The sequence below is a fragment of the Pseudomonas sp. S1_G07 genome (assembly GCF_054668565.1).
The window spans coordinates 4,230,244-4,246,494 of record NZ_CP162778.1 but is presented as its reverse complement, the minus strand read 5'-3'; the positions used below and the strand labels follow the sequence as shown (position 1 = coordinate 4,246,494).

At 60.6% G+C, this 16,251-nt stretch carries 13 protein-coding genes; 4 read left to right on the top strand and 9 right to left on the bottom strand.

Translation table 11 applies throughout. The annotated features are described in order from the left end of the window. Window positions 1-2 precede the first annotated feature (2 nt). Window positions 3-944: a 4-hydroxyproline epimerase gene (locus AB4O05_RS19315; RefSeq protein ID WP_460135928.1), complete on the bottom strand. Its 942-nt coding sequence runs from the start codon at window positions 942-944 to the stop codon at window positions 3-5. A gap of 172 nt (window positions 945-1,116) precedes the next feature. Here AB4O05_RS19315 and AB4O05_RS19310 point away from each other — a divergent pair, with 172 nt between their 5' ends. Continuing rightward, window positions 1,117-1,899, top strand: a complete 783-nt coding sequence (locus AB4O05_RS19310) for a PAS domain-containing protein (RefSeq protein ID WP_460135930.1) — start codon at window positions 1,117-1,119, stop codon at window positions 1,897-1,899. A gap of 163 nt (window positions 1,900-2,062) precedes the next feature. On the opposite strand, the gene AB4O05_RS19305 is transcribed toward AB4O05_RS19310, so the two are convergent. Next, window positions 2,063-2,596 carry a hypothetical protein gene (locus AB4O05_RS19305; RefSeq protein ID WP_460135931.1) on the bottom strand — a complete coding sequence of 178 codons (534 nt, stop codon included), beginning with the start codon at window positions 2,594-2,596 and terminating at the stop codon, window positions 2,063-2,065. Window positions 2,597-2,934: 338 nt separating this feature from the next. On the opposite strand from AB4O05_RS19305, the gene treS reads away from it, so the two are divergent. Continuing rightward, window positions 2,935-4,998 carry a maltose alpha-D-glucosyltransferase gene (treS, locus tag AB4O05_RS19300; protein WP_460135932.1) on the top strand — a complete coding sequence of 688 codons (2,064 nt, stop codon included), beginning with the start codon at window positions 2,935-2,937 and terminating at the stop codon, window positions 4,996-4,998. Between the two features lie 185 nt (window positions 4,999-5,183). Continuing rightward, complete coding sequence (locus AB4O05_RS19295; protein ID WP_460135933.1) at window positions 5,184-5,381, top strand: hypothetical protein; 198 nt, start codon at window positions 5,184-5,186, stop codon at window positions 5,379-5,381. Window positions 5,382-5,398: 17 nt separating this feature from the next. Here AB4O05_RS19295 and AB4O05_RS19290 read toward each other — a convergent pair whose 3' ends face one another. The 7 genes from AB4O05_RS19290 to AB4O05_RS19260 all read right to left on the bottom strand — a co-directional run bounded on the left by AB4O05_RS19290 (window position 5,399) and on the right by AB4O05_RS19260 (window position 13,682). Further along, a complete protein-coding gene (locus AB4O05_RS19290) occupies window positions 5,399-6,154 on the bottom strand; it encodes an ABC transporter ATP-binding protein (protein WP_460135934.1) in 756 nt (251 codons plus the stop codon). Further along, window positions 6,148-7,209, bottom strand: coding sequence for a FecCD family ABC transporter permease (locus tag AB4O05_RS19285; protein WP_460135935.1), 1,062 nt, complete (start codon window positions 7,207-7,209; stop codon window positions 6,148-6,150). The genes AB4O05_RS19290 and AB4O05_RS19285 overlap by 7 nt, the downstream gene beginning before the upstream one ends. Next, window positions 7,206-8,375, bottom strand: coding sequence for an ABC transporter substrate-binding protein (locus AB4O05_RS19280; protein WP_460135936.1), 1,170 nt, complete (start codon window positions 8,373-8,375; stop codon window positions 7,206-7,208). Before AB4O05_RS19280 ends, AB4O05_RS19285 begins: the two co-directional genes overlap by 4 nt. Before the next feature lie 20 nt (window positions 8,376-8,395). Further along, window positions 8,396-10,771, bottom strand: a complete 2,376-nt coding sequence (locus AB4O05_RS19275; protein WP_460135937.1) for a TonB-dependent siderophore receptor — start codon at window positions 10,769-10,771, stop codon at window positions 8,396-8,398. Window positions 10,772-10,871: 100 nt separating this feature from the next. Next, a complete protein-coding gene (locus AB4O05_RS19270; protein WP_460164781.1) occupies window positions 10,872-11,849 on the bottom strand; it encodes a FecR domain-containing protein in 978 nt (325 codons plus the stop codon). After that, window positions 11,850-12,365 (bottom strand): sigma-70 family RNA polymerase sigma factor, encoded by a 516-nt coding sequence (locus AB4O05_RS19265; protein WP_460135939.1) that lies wholly within the window; start codon window positions 12,363-12,365, stop codon window positions 11,850-11,852. 72 nt (window positions 12,366-12,437) lie between these two features. Beyond that, a complete protein-coding gene (locus AB4O05_RS19260) occupies window positions 12,438-13,682 on the bottom strand; it encodes an MFS transporter (protein ID WP_460135940.1) in 1,245 nt (414 codons plus the stop codon). A gap of 182 nt (window positions 13,683-13,864) precedes the next feature. Between AB4O05_RS19260 and AB4O05_RS19255 the strand changes: the two genes are divergently transcribed. Continuing rightward, entirely contained in the window at window positions 13,865-16,081 is a 2,217-nt protein-coding gene (locus AB4O05_RS19255) for a TonB-dependent receptor (RefSeq protein WP_460164780.1), read from the top strand. The last annotated feature ends 170 nt before the right edge of the window (window positions 16,082-16,251 follow it).

Sequence of the window (16,251 nt, the reverse complement as noted above, 5' to 3'; positions counted from 1 at the left end):
AGTCAAATGGATGCGGGGCTAAGGCCCCAGGCAAACGGGTCCTGTGCATCGATCAGCAAGGTGCTGTCGGCGGTCATGTAGGCGCGGCCAGTGATGAAGGGGGTTACACGGTCGCCGTCCCATTCATAGCGGGCTTCGAATTGGCTGCCGGTGATACTGGCCTGTACCCAGGTTTCACCCTCGGCGAGGGAACCGTCGGCCGCCAGGCAGGCGAGTTTGGCACTGGTGCCGGTGCCGCAAGGCGAGCGGTCATAGGCTTTGCCGGGGCACATCACGAAGTTGCGGCTGTCGGCGTGGTCGTCATCGGCGAACAGCTCGATATGGTCGATCAGCGCCCCGTCCGCACCCTGGACGCCTTGATCTTCCAGGGCCTTGAGCATCGCCCAGGTGTAGTCGGTGAGGGCGTCGACGTTGTCCATCTGCAAGCGGTGAGCGTGTTGTGACACCAGGAAAAACCAATTGCCACCCCAGGCGATATCGCCCCGTACCGTGCCATGGCCGGGCACGTCCACCGGCACCTGCTGGCGATAACGATAGGCGGGCACGTTGCGCAGGGTCACGGCGCCGTCTGCATGCAGCGTTGCCGTCACCGGGCCAACGGCGGTGTCGAGGGTATGCACGCCCGGCTGGATACGCCCCAAGTAATGCAACGAGGCAACCAGGCCGATGGTGCCGTGGCCGCACATGCCCAGGTAGCCCGCGTTGTTGAAGAAGATCACCCCGCAGGTGGCGCCCGGCGAAACCGGTTCGCAGTACAGCGCGCCGACCAGCACGTCGTTGCCGCGCGGCTCCAGCAGGCAGGCGCGGCGCCATTCATCGTGCTCGGTACGCAGGTGCTCAAGCCGGGCGGCGATGCTGTTGCCGGCGAGCGGGGGGAAGCCTGTGAGTATCAGGCGCGTGGGTTCGCCGCCGGTGTGGGAGTCGATCACATGCAGTCGCTTCATGGCACGCGCCTTTGAATGGTGGGGCAGGGCTCTACAGTGAAGACATTGTTGCCGCCGCGATTGATCTTTTTGCTGTCCGCGATGACGAATTCAGCACAGTGCGCGTCGCTCGACAGCGCGCCGGGCATCGGGCAATCTGCTACGCGTCGAGGGTTCGGTGGGAGGGACGGTGATGCTGCACAGTGCGTTTGCGAGCCTCTGCCAAGGCAGCGAGACGGTTCGCCCCCACAACATCGAGCAGTTGTTGGCGGGGGTGGCGCAGCTGTTGCCGATGCTGGACGTGATCCCCAATGCCGCGATCTTCATCAAGGACACGCACGCCCGTTACCTCCTGGCGAACCGCACCCTGGTGCACCGCTGCGGCCTCAAGCAGTTGCAACCGCTGCTGGGCAAAACCAGCGCCGAGGTGTTCCCCGCCCAACTGGGGCCGGGCTACACCGAGCAGGACCGCCGTGTGCTGGAGGAGGGGTTGGTGCTTGAAGATCAACTCGAACTGCACCTCTACGGCACCCGCGAACCCGGCTGGTGCCTGACGCACAAATGGCCGCTGTACAACCACGAAGAGCGCATCATCGGCCTGGCCGGTATCTCGGTCGACCTGCAATCGGCCAGCCAGACCCACCCGGCCTACCAGCGCCTGGCCGCGGTGGACGAGCACATCCGTACGCACTTTCACCGCCGCGTCACCCTCGGCGAATTGACGCGCATCGCCGGGATTTCCGTAGCCCAGCTGGAGCGCTACTGCAAGCGTGTGTTCCACCTCACACCCCGGCAAATGATCCAGAAAGTGCGCCTGGAACATGCCCATCGCCTGTTGCACACCGACCTGCCGATCACCGAGGTGGCGTTGCAGTGCGGGTATACCGACCACAGCGCGTTTAGCCGGCAGTTCAAGGCGTCGACCGGGTTTGCGCCGAGGGAGTATCGACAGGCGATGGGAGGGGAGAATGAGTAGCAGCGGCAGTGCTGCTGCGGTAGTTTGTGGTCTTCATCTATAGCAGGATCGGGTGTAGTCACCCAGTTCAGTAAGCGGTTACCGGGACAGCGAGCTCTTCGGCAGGAAGATCAGGCTCGTTTTCCCGGTAGCCCGTAAAGAACCAGGTTTCAGCCGAGAGCAATCAGATCTTGCTCATAAAGTATTTATGTCTCCAGCCGAAACCATTCACATCAACTTCATGATACTTAACGCGATCTCCTACCTTGAGGTCTTTTATAAATGCGGGGTGGGGTTTAGTGGCCCACTCGACGAATGATTCAAGAAGCTTGGTTTTGTCATGGAGATATGTTTCAAGTATCGGTTCCCAGTATTCACTGTCTAATGAGAATGTTTCTATAATTTCAAATTTGGAACTTTTAATTAAATTAGCTATTTCGTCATTGTTTGGAGCCCGTATCAGGTCTCCAAGAAAGATTTTAAAGTCGTCGGGTAAGAAGGGGGAATCTCTTGAGCTGATAAATTTTAATAATTGTGCTTCGTATTCAAAGCAGTGTTGCGAGTTTTCGTTATTGATTTTATAAGAGTCTGTAATAGGAATTATAATATTCCCATAGCCTACGTGCGGCATGACAGTTGCATATTTTACCTCGGGAAATAGAAAGCTGTCATCCATGGCCTCGGATATTGCTTTTACAGTACCAGTTGTTTCAGTCATGATAGATGCTCCAATATTAAAACTTAAGATTTGGTTGCCGCTTTTATATGGAGCAGGGCTGCTCGTGTTTTTCTTGATGTTGGCTATAAATGCTCAAGTAATTATCGATGCTTACGGCTTTTATAATGGCGCAATGCGGCCCTTGATGTAACTGTCAAATCTGACAGGGTTTTATTATTTTTAGCGATAACTGCTTATAGAAAAACTACTGAAAAACACCGGCCTTCAGTCAATGCTCGCCTATCGGAACCTGCATAACTGAGCCCAATGCAACGAATGGCCCACGTACCCCTCATATGTCTACGAGCAACTTTTTCACGACGACAGGTACCGAGCTTATGACTGCGGCTGAAAACAACCATGTGAACTGGCTGGTGGAACAATCGATGCTGCATGCGGCACGCCAGCGCGCCAAGCTCTATTCGGGGCAGGGCCGGTTGTGGCAGCAGCCCTTCGCGCAGACGCGGCCGCGTGATGCCACGGCGTTGTCGTCGGTGTGGTTTACCGCGTACCCGGCGTCGATTGTGACGCGTGAGGGCGGCACGGTGCTGGAAGCGCTGGGGGATGAGACGCTGTGGCACACGCTGTCGAAGATCGGCATCCAGGGCATTCATAACGGCCCGTTGAAAAAGTCCGGCGGACTGATCGGCACGCAGCACACGCCGACCATTGACGGCAACTTCGATCGCATCAGCTTCGAGATCGACCCGCAACTGGGCACCGAGGCGCAGTTGCAGGCGTTGACGCGCATGGCCGCGGCGCACAATGCGGTGATCATTGACGATGTGATCCCGTCCCACACCGGCAAGGGCGCGGATTTTCGCCTGGCCGAGATGGCGTATGAGGATTACCCCGGCCTCTACCACATGGTGGAGATCCGCGAAGAAGACTGGCCTTTGCTGCCCGACGTCGCCGAGGGCCGTGATGCGCAGAACCTCAGTCCATTGCAGGTGGATGCACTGCGTGACAAGCACTACATCGTCGGCCAGCTGCAGCGGGTGATCTTCTTCGAGCCCGGCGTCAAGGAAACCGACTGGAGCACCACACCGGTGGTGATTGGCGTGGATGGCAAGCCGCGCCGCTGGGTGTACCTGCATTACTTCAAGGAAGGCCAGCCGTCGCTCAACTGGCTGGACCCGACCTTTGCCGCGCAGCAGATGATCATCGGGGATGCGTTGCATGCCATCGACGTGATGGGCGCAAAGATCCTGCGCCTGGACGCCAATGGTTTCCTGGGAGTGGAGCGCAAGCTCGATGGCACGGCCTGGTCGGAGAGCCATCCACTGTCGATCACCGGCAACCAGTTGCTTGGCGGAGCGATTCGCAAGGCCGGTGGTTTCAGCTTCCAGGAGTTGAACCTCACGGTGGATGACATCGCGTCCATGTCCCATGGTGGTGCCGACCTCTCCTACGACTTCATCACCCGCCCGGCGTACCAGCATGCGTTGCTGATGGGCGATGCCGAGTTCCTGCGCCTGATGTTGCGCGAAATGCACCGCCAGGGCATCGACCCTGGCTCGTTGATCCATGCGTTGCAGAACCACGACGAACTGACCCTGGAACTGGTGCACTTCTGGACGCTGCACGCCCACGACACCTTCCTCTACCAGGGCCAGACTTTCCCCGGCAATATCCTGCGCGAACACATCCGCGAGCAGATGTACGAGCGCCTGACCGGCGAGCACGCACCGTACAACCTCAAGTTCGTGACCAATGGCGTATCTTGCACCACCGCGAGCATCATCACCGCGGCGCTGGGGATTCGAGACCTGGAAGCGATCACGCCGGCCGATATCGAGCAGATCCGCCGGATCCATGTGCTGCTGGTGATGTACAACGCCATGCAGCCAGGGGTGTTCGCTTTGTCGGGCTGGGACCTGGTGGGCGCGCTGCCGTTGGCGGCCGAGGAGGTGGCGCACCTGATGACGGACGGCGATACCCGCTGGATTCATCGCGGTGCCTACGACCTGGTGGACCTGAACCCCGACGCGCAGTTATCCGCCGGGCAGATGCCGCGCTCGAAAAGCCTGTATGGCAGCCTGAACAGTCAGTTGCAGGACCCTGAATCATTTGCCTCGCAACTGCAGAAAATCCTCGCGGTGCGCCGCGCCTATGATATTGCCGCCAGCCGCCAGATCCTGGTGCCAGACGTGGAAAACCCCGCCCTGTTGATCATGGTCCATGAGTTGCCGGCCGGCAGAGGCACGCAAATCACCGCGCTTAACTTCGGTGCCACCTCGATCACCGAAACCGTGAACCTGCCCGATATTGCAGCGGGCATGGTGGTGGACATCATCAACGAGCGCGTGGAAGGCGACCTCACGGCAGAAGGCGAATTCACCATTACGCTGGATGCGTATGAAGGGTTGGCATTGCGGGTGGTGAGCAATTCACCGATCTGATAACCACAGCCGCCCAACGGTGGGAGCCGGGCTTGCCCGCGATGGCGGTGTATCAGCTAAGCCATTATTGCCTGATCTACCGCTATCTCCGGCTTGGCCGTTCGTCCATTGCCCGGCACTCTCGAGCCGTCGCCGTCTCTGATGTTCAAGCGCGGATATCCCGCGTGTCAGACAGGAGACACCGCATGGACATTGACGAAAATGCACCGGGCAACCAATCCCAGCAGCCGGTAACACGCACGACGGACAACGAAACCGGCCCTGAGCTCAAGCCACGCGAAGGTCAAGTCCCGCTGCCGCCGGATGACGACGCACCCCTTGAAGAAGATATGTCGGATGTGGATGCCGCTGATTCGGTGGCGAGCGAGCATCCTGATTCCTGATACCGGCCGCACGCCGTTCAAACGATGCCGTCGATCAGAATGTGGTGCTGCCCACGACTGCACTGCTCGATGCGCGCCTCTACCCGGTAGACGGTGCGCAGCATGCCTTCGGTGATCACCTCATGGCTCGCGCCACTGCCGTGGGCGGTGCCGTCGGCAATCACCAGCACTTGATCGGCAAAACGCAGCGCTTGGTTGAGGTCATGGATGGCAATGAACACGATCACTTTGCGCTCGCGTGCCAAGGCGCGCATGAAGTTCAGTACCTGAACCTGGCGGTGCATATCGAGGGCGCTGGTAGGTTCGTCCATCAGCAGGATTTCTGGCTCGCGCACCAGGGTCTGGGCAATGGACACCAGCTGTTGCTGCCCGCCGCTGAGTTCGCCAAGGTTACGAAAGGACAATTCGCTGATCCCCAGCGCGTCGAGTATGGCGTCGACTCGCTGCAATTCATCGTCGTCGACGGCCCAGCCCGGTGACAGTTGCTTACGGGCCAGCACGATTGATTCATACACGGTCAATCGTGCACTGCCGTTCACCCCTTGAGGCATATAGCTGATGCCTTGCAGACCTTTTTCCGAGTTTTGCAGGATCACCCGGCCGGGGCCGTCTATCAGCCCGGCGATGCGCTTGAACAGGGTCGACTTGCCTGCGGCATTGGGGCCCACCACGGCCACCACCTGGCCGCCGGAAAACGTCGAGGTGGTCACCCCGGCAATGATGGTGCGCTGGCCGTAGCGCGCACCGAGGTTTTCCAGCTGGATCGTTACCATGAGTTTTTCTTTGCGCTCAGAATCAGGGAGATGAAGAACGGTACGCCGATCAGTGAGGTGACCACGCCGATGGGGAAAATGGCGCCCGGGATCAGGGTTTTGCTGACTACCGAACTGGCAGACAGAATCAACGACCCGGTCAGCAGCGAAGCGGGCAGGAAGAAACGCTGATCCTCGCCGATCAACATGCGTGCAATGTGCGGGCCGACCAGGCCGATAAAGCCGATGGTGCCGACGAACGCCACGGGAAACGAGGCGAGCAGGCTGACCATGATCAACGTTTGAAAGCGCAGGCTGCGCACGTTGATACCGAAACTGGCGGCCTTGTCATCACCCAGTCTCAGGGCGGTCAGGGCCCAGGCGCGTCTGGCGAAAATCGGCAGGGTAATCACGATCACCAGGCAAATCACCCCGAGTTTGGGCCAGGTGGCCTTGGTCAGGCTGCCCATGGTCCAGAACACCACTGCCGCCACGGCTTGTTCGGTGGCAAAGAACTGCACCAGGGCCAGCAGTGCGTTGAAGGTAAACACCAGGGCAATGCCGAGCAGCACGATGGTTTCGGCGGTGACGCCGCGACGCAGGCTCAGAAAGTGGATCAGCAACGCCGACAGCATGGCCATGATGAATGCATTTACCGGCACCATGTACTGCGCCGCCAGTGGGAACAGGGCCACGCCAAACGCCAGGCCCATGGCCGCGCCGAAGCTTGCGGCAGCGGAAATGCCAAGGGTGAAGGGGCTGGCCAGCGGATTGTTGAGGATGGTCTGCATCTGCGCACCCGCCAGCGATAACGCTGCGCCCACGGCAACCGCCATCAGGGCGATCGGCAGGCGGATATCCCACATCACCACGCGTATCTGCGGGGTCGCGCTGTCAGGCGACAGCAGTGCGCCGATGACTTCGCGCAGGCTGTAGCTGGCCGGGCCCAGGGCGAGGTCGAGCAATACGCTGCACAGCAACAGCAACGTGAGCCCGGCGAGGATCAGGCGTTTGCGCAGCACCAGACGTCGGTAGGTATCGCGTTGCGGCACCAGGGTGTCGTTCAGGGTGCTCATGGTTTGACCTCGGGCTTGCGCAAGCTGACAAAGTAGCCCGGCTCATAAGGCACAGGCAGGAACCGCTCGTGTAATTCGCGAAAGGACGCTTCGGGATCCAGATCGGCGAACAAGTCGGGATGAAACCACTTCGCCAGTTGTTGGATCGCCACGAATTGATAGGGGCTGTTGTAGAACTGATGCCAGATGGCATGGAAGTTTTGTTGAGCCTGGGCCTTGATTCCCGCATACGCCGGGCGTTGCGTGTACCACGCCAGTTTGCGCCGAGCCTGAGCCATGTCGGCGCCCGGGCCGACGCCAACCCAGTGGCCGCCGGGGGCGAACGCCTCCCAGTTGGCGCTGGTGATCACCACCTGCTCGGGGTTGGCGACGATCACCTGTTCCGGATTCAACTGACCGAACGTCGTCGGGATAATGCCCTTGGCGATGTTATTGCCACCGGCCATATCGACGAACAGCCCGAAATTTTCATTGCCAAAGCTCAGGCAGCAATCGTCTGCATAGCCGCCGATGCGCTCGATAAACACCGTTGGGCGGGGCGGCTGGCGGGCCGCGATCATGTCCGTCACCCGGCGGATCTGCTGGTTTCGAAAAGCGATGAAGGCTTCGGCGCGCGCTTCTTTGCCGAACAGTTTGCCGAACAGGCGCATGGTCGGCTCGGTGTTCTGCATGGGGTGATTACGAAAGTCGACGTACACCACGGGGATGCCCAGCGCATCGAGCTTCTCGATATAGCGCGCATCCTCGGTGGCATGCTGCGCTTCGATATTGAGGATGATCACATCGGGGTGCTGGGCGATGGCTTGTTCGATGTCGAAGGTGCCGTCTTCGAAACCGCCAAAGGTGGGGATTTGGGCAATCGCGGGGAATTGACGCAGGTAAGCGCTATAGGTATCCGGGTCCGACTGGATCAGATCCTTACGCCAGCCGACAATACGCTCGATAGGGTTTTGCGTATCCAGTGCAGCAACCAGGTACAGCTGCCGGCCCTCGCCGAGAATTACCCGCCTGACCGGCAGGTGAACCTTGACCTGGCGGCCGAGCAGGTCGGTGACGGTGCTCAGCGGCGGCTGTGCCTCGGTTGCCATTGAAGGTAGCGCCAGTCCTAGTACGCCAACGAACAGCAGCGCCGTGAGGGCGTGGCTGCGTCGAACAGTCTTAACCATGGTTAGAGCCTTTATCGATATCAGAAATCGACTGTGGTGGAGAGCAGAAGTGTGCGTGGCGAGCCTTGGGAGAACGCCCCATAAGACGCGACGCCCGACCAGTACTCGCGGTCAAACACGTTTTGCAGGGTGGCGCGTAACGTGGTGGGCCGTTCGGCAATCCGCGTGGTGTAGCGCACTCCAACGTCGAAGCGGGTCCAGGGATCCAGGTGTTGCGTGTTGGCCTGGTTGACGTACTGGCTGCCGGTATAGATCGCGCCACTGATGAGGGTCAGCCCTTTGACCCACGGGGTGTCCCATTCGGCCCACACGTTGGCTTGTACATCGGGCACGCCCACAGGGGTGTTGCCGCGGTTGGCGGCTATGCCGGTTTCGGTCAACCGCGCATCCAGCAGCGTCACGCCACTCAGCAGGCGCGTGCCCTGTGCAACTTCGCCAAACACGCTCAGCTCAACCCCCCGGTTACGCTGTTCGCCCTGCACCGAAAACATTCCGGCCGTCAGCTCGCCACTGGGCTTTTTGATCTGAAACAACGCGAGGGTCGACATGAACGTGCCGTAGTCGAGCTTGACCCCGATTTCCTGTTGCCGGGACACGTAAGGGGCAAAGACCTGGCCGGCATTGGCGGCGTTGGAAGGGGCGACATCCCCCTTGCTCAGGCCTTCAAGGTAGTTGTAGTAGAGCGACACGTGGTCCCAGGGTTTGATCACTACGCCGAACAGCGGCGTGGTCTTGCCCTGGTCATAAGATGCGGGCACCGTGCCGGTCGCGGTGTAGTTGTCGGCCTTGATGTTCTGCTGGCGCAGGCCGAGGGTGACCTGCAGGCGTTGTTCGAACGCCGACAGGGTGTCTGCGACTGCGATGCCAGACAGCCGCGTTGCCGATACCTTGGGCGTTTGCGGTTCTGCGATGAAGGGCTTGGGTTGGTCGATCGGGTGGTAGATGTTCGACAACACGGCCGAGCCGGAGAGGATGCCGCGCGACAGCTCATCGCGATACCGGCTGAGCTGCAACGTGGCGCTGTGGCCAACCGCGCCAGTCTCGAAACGCAGGCGCGCGCCCGCATCGACGGTATAGCGCCGCACGTCGAACTTGTAATAGCCGGGTATCGAAGAGGTGTCGCCAGCGGCATTGATAAGGGTTGGGGTCTGGTCGGACATGCGCGCGACGGTTGACTGGCCGCCACCGGCGTGGGCGAACAGGGTCAGTGCATCGGTAAGGTCGTATTCGCCGCTGAGCAGCGTGGACTTGTCGCGGGTTTTGGACCAGCCCCAGTCCTGGCTCACGTTGGTGCGCCCATTGGCAGCGGGGGGAATGTCCACGCCCGAGGCGATCAGGAAGGGGCGCGATGCCGCGTTGAACTGTTCTTGCTGGGCGATCAGGTCCAGGCTGGCGCGCAGGCGGTCGCCCTGATAGTCGAGTGACAGCGCACCCAGGTCGATGTCACGCGATTGGTGGTCGATCACCGTGTCACCTTGCTGGGCACTGCCGTTGAATCGCATCCCGAATCGGCGGTCTTCGCCAAAGCGCCGACTGATATCGATGTGGCTGCCCAGTTGCGCATCCTGGGCGTAACGGGCGGTGAACCGGGTGAGGTCTTCGTCCAGGGACCGTTTGGGCACCACATTGATCACGCCGCCAACGGCGCTGTTGGGCGACATGCCATAGAGCAGTGCAGCCGGGCCCTTGACCACTTCGATGCGTTCGGCGTATTCGGTGAACACGCGGTAATTGGAGGCCACGCCATATACGCCGTCAAAGGCCAGCTCACCGAGGTTGCCTTCGCCTACCGGAAACCCGCGGATAAAAAACGAATCGACAATGCCCCCCGTCTGGCCGGTGGAGCGTACCGACGAGTCGTGTTCGAGCAGGTCGCCGACAGTGGTTGCCTGCTGGTCCTTGATCAGCGCCGCTGTGTAGGTGCTGACGCTGAACGGGGCATCCATCGCATCGGTATTTCCCAACATGCCCAGGCGCCCGCCGACGGCCACCTGACCTCCCGCGTACACGGGCGGCAGGCCGTTGGCAGGTATTTCGCCGGCGCTGACAGTGGTCTGCTCCAGGGTGACCCGGCGCTGTACCAGGGTGTAACTGCCGTCGCCACGCGCCTGCATGTCCAGGCCGCTGCCGGCGAGCAAGCGCATGACGGCCTCCTGGGTCGAGTAAGTGCCGGAAAGTCTCGGGCTGAATAACCCGTCCGTGAGCGCCGGCTCGAATGACAAGGCTATGCCGGCCTCTACGGCAAAGCTTGACAGTGTCGCGCCGAGTGGCCCGGGGGCAATGTTGTAGGCTCGCACGTTGATTGAATCCAGCTGCGTCGATACAGCCGCCTGGGCCGTAGGGCAGACGGCACTGATCAAGGTCAGGCTGAGCAGCGCGCAGCGAATGACAGGCATCAATGGGGGACCCTGTGGCGAGAGAAAAGGGTAGTTGCTGTCATTGCCAGTTGAGATCAAAAAAAGTATCACCCCGGCAGCCGTTTATTTTTCGACGCGCTCAAGCAGCAGAGAGGGTGACCCAATAGCCGTTCAAGTGGCCGGTGACGAGCACCGGGTAGGTGTGTGCCAGCATGTTCAAGGTGCGCTGGGTGTCGCTGATCGGAAAAGCGCCGGAGACGCGCAGGTCGGCGATGGCGGGTTCACAGCGCACGAAACCGCGACGATAACGGGCCAGTTCGACGAGCAGATCCGCCAGGCGCATGTTGTCGGCCATCAGCATGCCCTGGACCCAGGCGCCGACATTGCGATCATTCGGATCTACCCCACCCAAGGTCTGCGCGGAAAAGTCGGTGCGTTGCCCGGCGTTGACGATCAACGGTGCGCCCGGGGTGTCATGGGCCAGTGTCACTTTTACCGCACCTTCCAGGACCGCCAGGTGGGTACGCAGGCTCATCTCGCGCACGGTGAACCGTGTACCCAGCGCCTGCATTCGCCCCTGGGGCGTGCTGACCAGGAAGGGGCGGGGCAGGGCGGCCGTGTCCGGTGCGGTCTGCACCAGTATTTCGCCCTCGCGTAGATGGACCAGCCGCTGCTGGCTGTCGAACAGCACATCGATGGCTGTGTCGGTGTTGAGCGTGAGGCGCGAGCCATCGGCGAGGGTCAATTCGCGCCGTTGGCCCACCGCCGTGCGGTAGTCCGCCGACCAGGGCGGCGACTGCGCCAGTTTCCAACCCCCCCAGCCCACGGGCATCACCGCCAGCAGCAGTGCCAGTTTGCCCAACGCCGCACGCCGCTCGGGGCTGTTGGGTCGATCCAGCGCCGACATGGCCAGGGACGACGGCAAACCGCCCAGCTTGCTTTGCAACCGCTGCGCCCGCGCCCACGCACGATCATGCTCGGGGCTGCTGACCTTCCAGCGTTCCCATTCGGCGCGGTCGTTGTCGCTCAGCTCGCTTTCGCTCAAGCGCATCAGCCATTCGGCGGCCTCTTCGAGCACGTCGGGGTTCAGTGGTGGCTCTTTGCGCAGCAAGCGCACTTACTCGACCATCATCAGGCATTGCACAAAGGCCTGTTTCATGTAGCGCTTGACGGTAATCAGCGATACCCCCAGTTGCGCGGCGATGTCTTCGTATTTGAGGCCGTTGATCTGCGACAGCAGGAACGCACGCTTCACCAGCTGCGGCAAGGCGTCGAGCATGGCATCGATTTCGTGCAGGGTCTCCAGGACCATGAAGTGCGATTCAGGCGACGGCGCGTCCTGTACAGGCGCATTGGCCAGCGCTTCAAGATAGGCGCGCTCCAGTGCTTTGCGCTGGTACCAGTTGATCAGGATGCCCTTGGCCACGCAGCTCAAGTAAGCCCTGGGCTGCTCGATCACCGTGACTTGCGAGGCGAGGATACGGGTGAAGGTGTCCTGCGCCAGATCCGCCGCGTCCATGGCGTTGCCCAGTTTTCGCTTGAGGGTGGCATACAGCCAGCCATGATGCCCGCTGTACAGGGCCTCAATCGCGCGCAAATGATTCGGGTTGTTCGCGGAATGGGTTTGGCTCATGGCGGCAGGTTTGCTTCTAATTGAGAAGTATTCCCAATGCTAGTTGACTCCCGATGTGGAAAGCAAGGGCCATCATTCCCGCTTCGCGACCTGACTGGTTTGCATGCCCGCAGGCCGGTAACGCAGAGCAACAAGAGGCACCAGCGCCACCGTGTAAGCCAGGCAAACAAACAGGTAGGTGTACTGCAGGCCATACACCTGGCTGAGCAACCCGCCCATGGAAATACCTGCGATCGAGGCGAACTGCGCGGTGCTCTGGGCGATACCCAGCACGTAGCCTTGTTGTGAGCTGTCGGCGGTTCTCGAGATCATTGCCATCAGCACTGGGGTCGTCGCACCCAGCAGGACGCCCCATATGAAGTAGGCCGCGATAAACGCGACGGGGTTGCGGGTAATGCCGGCAAAGGCAGTCAAGGCAATGCATCCGATCACCACGTAAGTGATGTGCTGCAACGTCTCGGGTTGAGGGCGATGCTCGAAATAGCGCGACCACGCCGTCGCCGACAGAATGAAGCCCAGGGCCAGCAGCCCGTAGCACAGGCCGACCACGGCGTTGCTCACGGCAAAGGTCGAGCTGACGTACAGCGAGAACGAGGTCTGGGGCAGCATCCGCGCCAGCAGCAGAAGGCCCATGACGCCCAGCAGCGACAGCAGCGGGGAAGCGCGCCAAGCCGCTGGTTTGGTCTGGGGCGATGCCGGGAGGTTGGTTGCCGATGGCTTTTGCACGGGGGGAACATCCGGCAACGTCATGGCGGCGATCACGGTGCAGACGGCGCATAACAGCGCCGCCACCAGGTTGATCCAAAAAAAGCTCGCATAGTCCAGGATCAGGCCGCCGACCACTGCACCCAGGAGTGAACCGACGTTGGTTGATATCTGCAGGATCGCAAACAGCCGGGCTCGCCGCGACGGGGCTTCGATGCTCACGCCGTATGCCTGCGCCGGCGCGATGTAGCCCGCAAAAGCGCCTTGCAGGAAACGCAGCGTGAGGATCACCCAGATGTCACTGAAATACGCCAGCCCGAGCTGAGTCACGGACAGCCCGGCGAGTGCACGGATCATCATCAGCTTATGGCCGTAGCGATCACCGATACGCCCCCAGAAGGCACTGGTGAGCATAATGCCCAGCATCGGCGCGACGTAGACCGCAATAGTGGCGAAGCTGAACACCGACTCCGAGGACGTCAGTCCACGCAAGTGAACGGGCCAGAACGGCCCGCTCATTTCCATCGCGCCCATGGACACCAACTGGATCGCGAACAAAAGATAAATCAGGACTCTGACCCGCGAACCCTGGATGGCACCTGCATGGGACATGGAACAGTCTCGGTGGTTGAACGGCGGTTGGCATACGGCAGGATGCCAGGCTGCACATGGGGTTGTAAGGCGTGGGAGAACGAAGGTTCTCAAAAAAATGACGAGGAGGATGATACTTTTTCGCCGCTCGACTGGCACTAAGAGTGATTCCCATTAACCAGTATTCCAAGGATCCTCTCGTCATGCCTGTTGCCAGTCGTCCCTGCCGTGAGCGTGCGTTAACCCTCGCGATTCGTACCGTCATGTTGAACGTCGTCCTGGTCGCGGGGGGCGCCAATGCCTGGGCGGCGGAACCCGAGCCGAGGCCGGTGGCAACCGATTCGTCAACGGACGACAACGCGCAGCACCTGACGCTCGATACCACCCATGTCGAGGGCCAATATGCTGGCCCCATGGCCTTGCCGCCTGTGCTGGCCGGCGGGCAGGTAGCTCGTGGCGCTCGCCTGGGCATGATGGGCAACAAGGATGTGATGGACACTCCGTTCAGTGTGACGAGCTATACCGCCAAAACCCTCGCCGACCTGCAAACCGTGACGGTGGCCGACGCCCTGGAGCGCGACCCTTCGGTGCGTTCCACTGGTCAAACGGGCGGTATTGTCGACTCGTTTTTCATCCGTGGTTTTGCCATTGGCGAGGGCAACCTTGGCGAACTGGCCTACGATGGTATGTACGGCGTAGCGCCGAACTACCGTGTGTTTACCGAGTACGCCGAACGCGTTGAAGTGCTCAAGGGCCCCGGCGCCCTGATGTACGGCATCTCGCCGAACAGCGGCGTCGGCGGCGTGATCAACATCGTGCCCAAACGCCCGCTGGATGAGGACCTGACGCGCTTTACGGGCAGCTATGCATCAGACTCCCAAGTGGGCGGGCATCTGGATATCAGCCGCCGTTTTGGTGAAGATCATCAGTTTGGCGTGCGCTTCAATGGCAACCTGCAAGGCGGGGATACTGCCGTGGACAATCAACACCGTGACGTGGGGATCGGTGCCATTGCCCTGGACTATCGCGGCGAGCGGCTGCGTCTGAACCTCGACTACATCAACCAGAAAGAGAGTTTTGAAGGTGCCTCGCGACCCTTCAACGTTGCGTCGGGCGTCCAGGTGCCATCGGCGCCCAATGGTCGCACCAGCCTGCCGCAAAAATGGGGCTGGTCGGACACCAAGGAGCAGTCGGCATTACTGGGCGGCGAATATGACCTGAACGATTCGCTTACGGTATTCGCCCATGCGGGGGGTGGTAAATCGGATGTGAAGCGCATGTCCGATCAGGTGCCCAAGATTCTCAATGACGCCGGCAACACCAGTAATTTTCCGGGGTACTACAAATTCAACGTCGATCGCAACACGGCGGATGTGGGCATTCGCGGGTTGTTCGCCACCGGGCCGGTGACCCATACCACCACACTGATGGCGACCCGTTATCAGGATGAGCTGTCGCGCGGGATTACCAACGGTACTGAGGTCTTGTCCAACATTTATCACCCGGTGGATACGCCCAAGCAATATATCAACGCGCCAAAGGTGTTGCGTATCTCGGAATCGGACTTGTCCGGCGTCGCGTTGACCGACACCTTGGGCGTACTTGACGACCGCCTCCAACTGACCCTGGGGGTGCGTCGGCAGGACATCGAGTCACGTAACTACAACGCCGCCGGCGGTGTCAGCTCGCGCTATAAAGACAGCGCCACTACCCCGTTGCTGGGGGTGGTCGTCAAGCCTTGGGAGGATGTGTCGCTCTATTACAACTATGTAGAAGGTTTGAGCAAAGGTGATATCGCGCCTGGCACCGCGACTAACGTCGGCGAAACCTTTGCGCCTTACGAGTCCAAGCAACACGAGCTGGGGGTGAAGTATGAACACGGCACCTTCATGACCAGCGTGGCGTTGTTCCAGATTGAAAAGCCCAGCGGTGAGCTGGCGGCCAGCGGTGTGTACGCCGTACAAGCCGAACAGCGCAACCGTGGTGTCGAGCTGAGCCTCTACGGCGAAGTGGCGCCGGGTACACGTTTGATGGGCGGCGTGACGTTCCTGGACGGCGAACTGACCCAATCGGCCACGGCGGCCAATCGTGGCAATAAACCGGTCGGTGTACCGGATATCCAGGCCAACCTGTGGGCCGAATGGGACACCCCTTGGCTGGAAGGCTTCACCTTGACCGGCGGTGCGATCTATACCGACAGCCAATACGTCAACCAGGCTAACACCCAGGAGCTGGACGCCTGGACGCGCATCGATGCGGGCGCGCGTTATGCCACCAAAATCGAAGGGCGGCCGACAACATTCCGCGCCACCGTACAAAACGTCTTCGACCGTGAGTACTGGTCGGGCGTCGCGTCGTACGGCGCGTTTTCCCCGGGTTACCCGCGCACCTTGCAGTTGTCGGCCACGGTTGATTTCTAAGGTCGGCGAGCGGTATCAGGTCTACCGGGCGGCGGGGTTACCGGCACAAGGTCTGGATTAGGGTGTAGATCACTGATCTACCAAGCTTTTTTATCCTGACTTTGTGCAATAAAGTCGCCCTTCGACCTTGCACCGACGCACCTGGGCCTATATATTCCCAACCCTGCTGC

Excerpts from the sequence above, each read along its gene's own strand:
- AB4O05_RS19275 (WP_460135937.1), bottom strand. The coding sequence starts at position 10,771 with ATGCCTGTCATTCGCTGCGCGCTGCTCAGCCTGACCTTGATCAGTGCC.
- AB4O05_RS19280 (WP_460135936.1), bottom strand. The coding sequence starts at position 8,375 with ATGGTTAAGACTGTTCGACGCAGCCACGCCCTCACGGCGCTGCTGTTC.
- AB4O05_RS19255 (WP_460164780.1), top strand. The coding sequence starts at position 13,865 with ATGCCTGTTGCCAGTCGTCCCTGCCGTGAGCGTGCGTTAACCCTCGCG.
- treS (WP_460135932.1), top strand. The coding sequence starts at position 2,935 with ATGACTGCGGCTGAAAACAACCATGTGAACTGGCTGGTGGAACAATCG.
- AB4O05_RS19265 (WP_460135939.1), bottom strand. The coding sequence starts at position 12,365 with ATGAGCCAAACCCATTCCGCGAACAACCCGAATCATTTGCGCGCGATT.
- AB4O05_RS19260 (WP_460135940.1), bottom strand. The coding sequence starts at position 13,682 with ATGTCCCATGCAGGTGCCATCCAGGGTTCGCGGGTCAGAGTCCTGATT.
- AB4O05_RS19315 (WP_460135928.1), bottom strand. The coding sequence starts at position 944 with ATGAAGCGACTGCATGTGATCGACTCCCACACCGGCGGCGAACCCACG.
- AB4O05_RS19285 (WP_460135935.1), bottom strand. The coding sequence starts at position 7,209 with ATGAGCACCCTGAACGACACCCTGGTGCCGCAACGCGATACCTACCGA.
- AB4O05_RS19310 (WP_460135930.1), top strand. The coding sequence starts at position 1,117 with ATGCTGCACAGTGCGTTTGCGAGCCTCTGCCAAGGCAGCGAGACGGTT.
- AB4O05_RS19305 (WP_460135931.1), bottom strand. The coding sequence starts at position 2,596 with ATGACTGAAACAACTGGTACTGTAAAAGCAATATCCGAGGCCATGGAT.
- AB4O05_RS19295 (WP_460135933.1), top strand. The coding sequence starts at position 5,184 with ATGGACATTGACGAAAATGCACCGGGCAACCAATCCCAGCAGCCGGTA.
- AB4O05_RS19290 (WP_460135934.1), bottom strand. The coding sequence starts at position 6,154 with ATGGTAACGATCCAGCTGGAAAACCTCGGTGCGCGCTACGGCCAGCGC.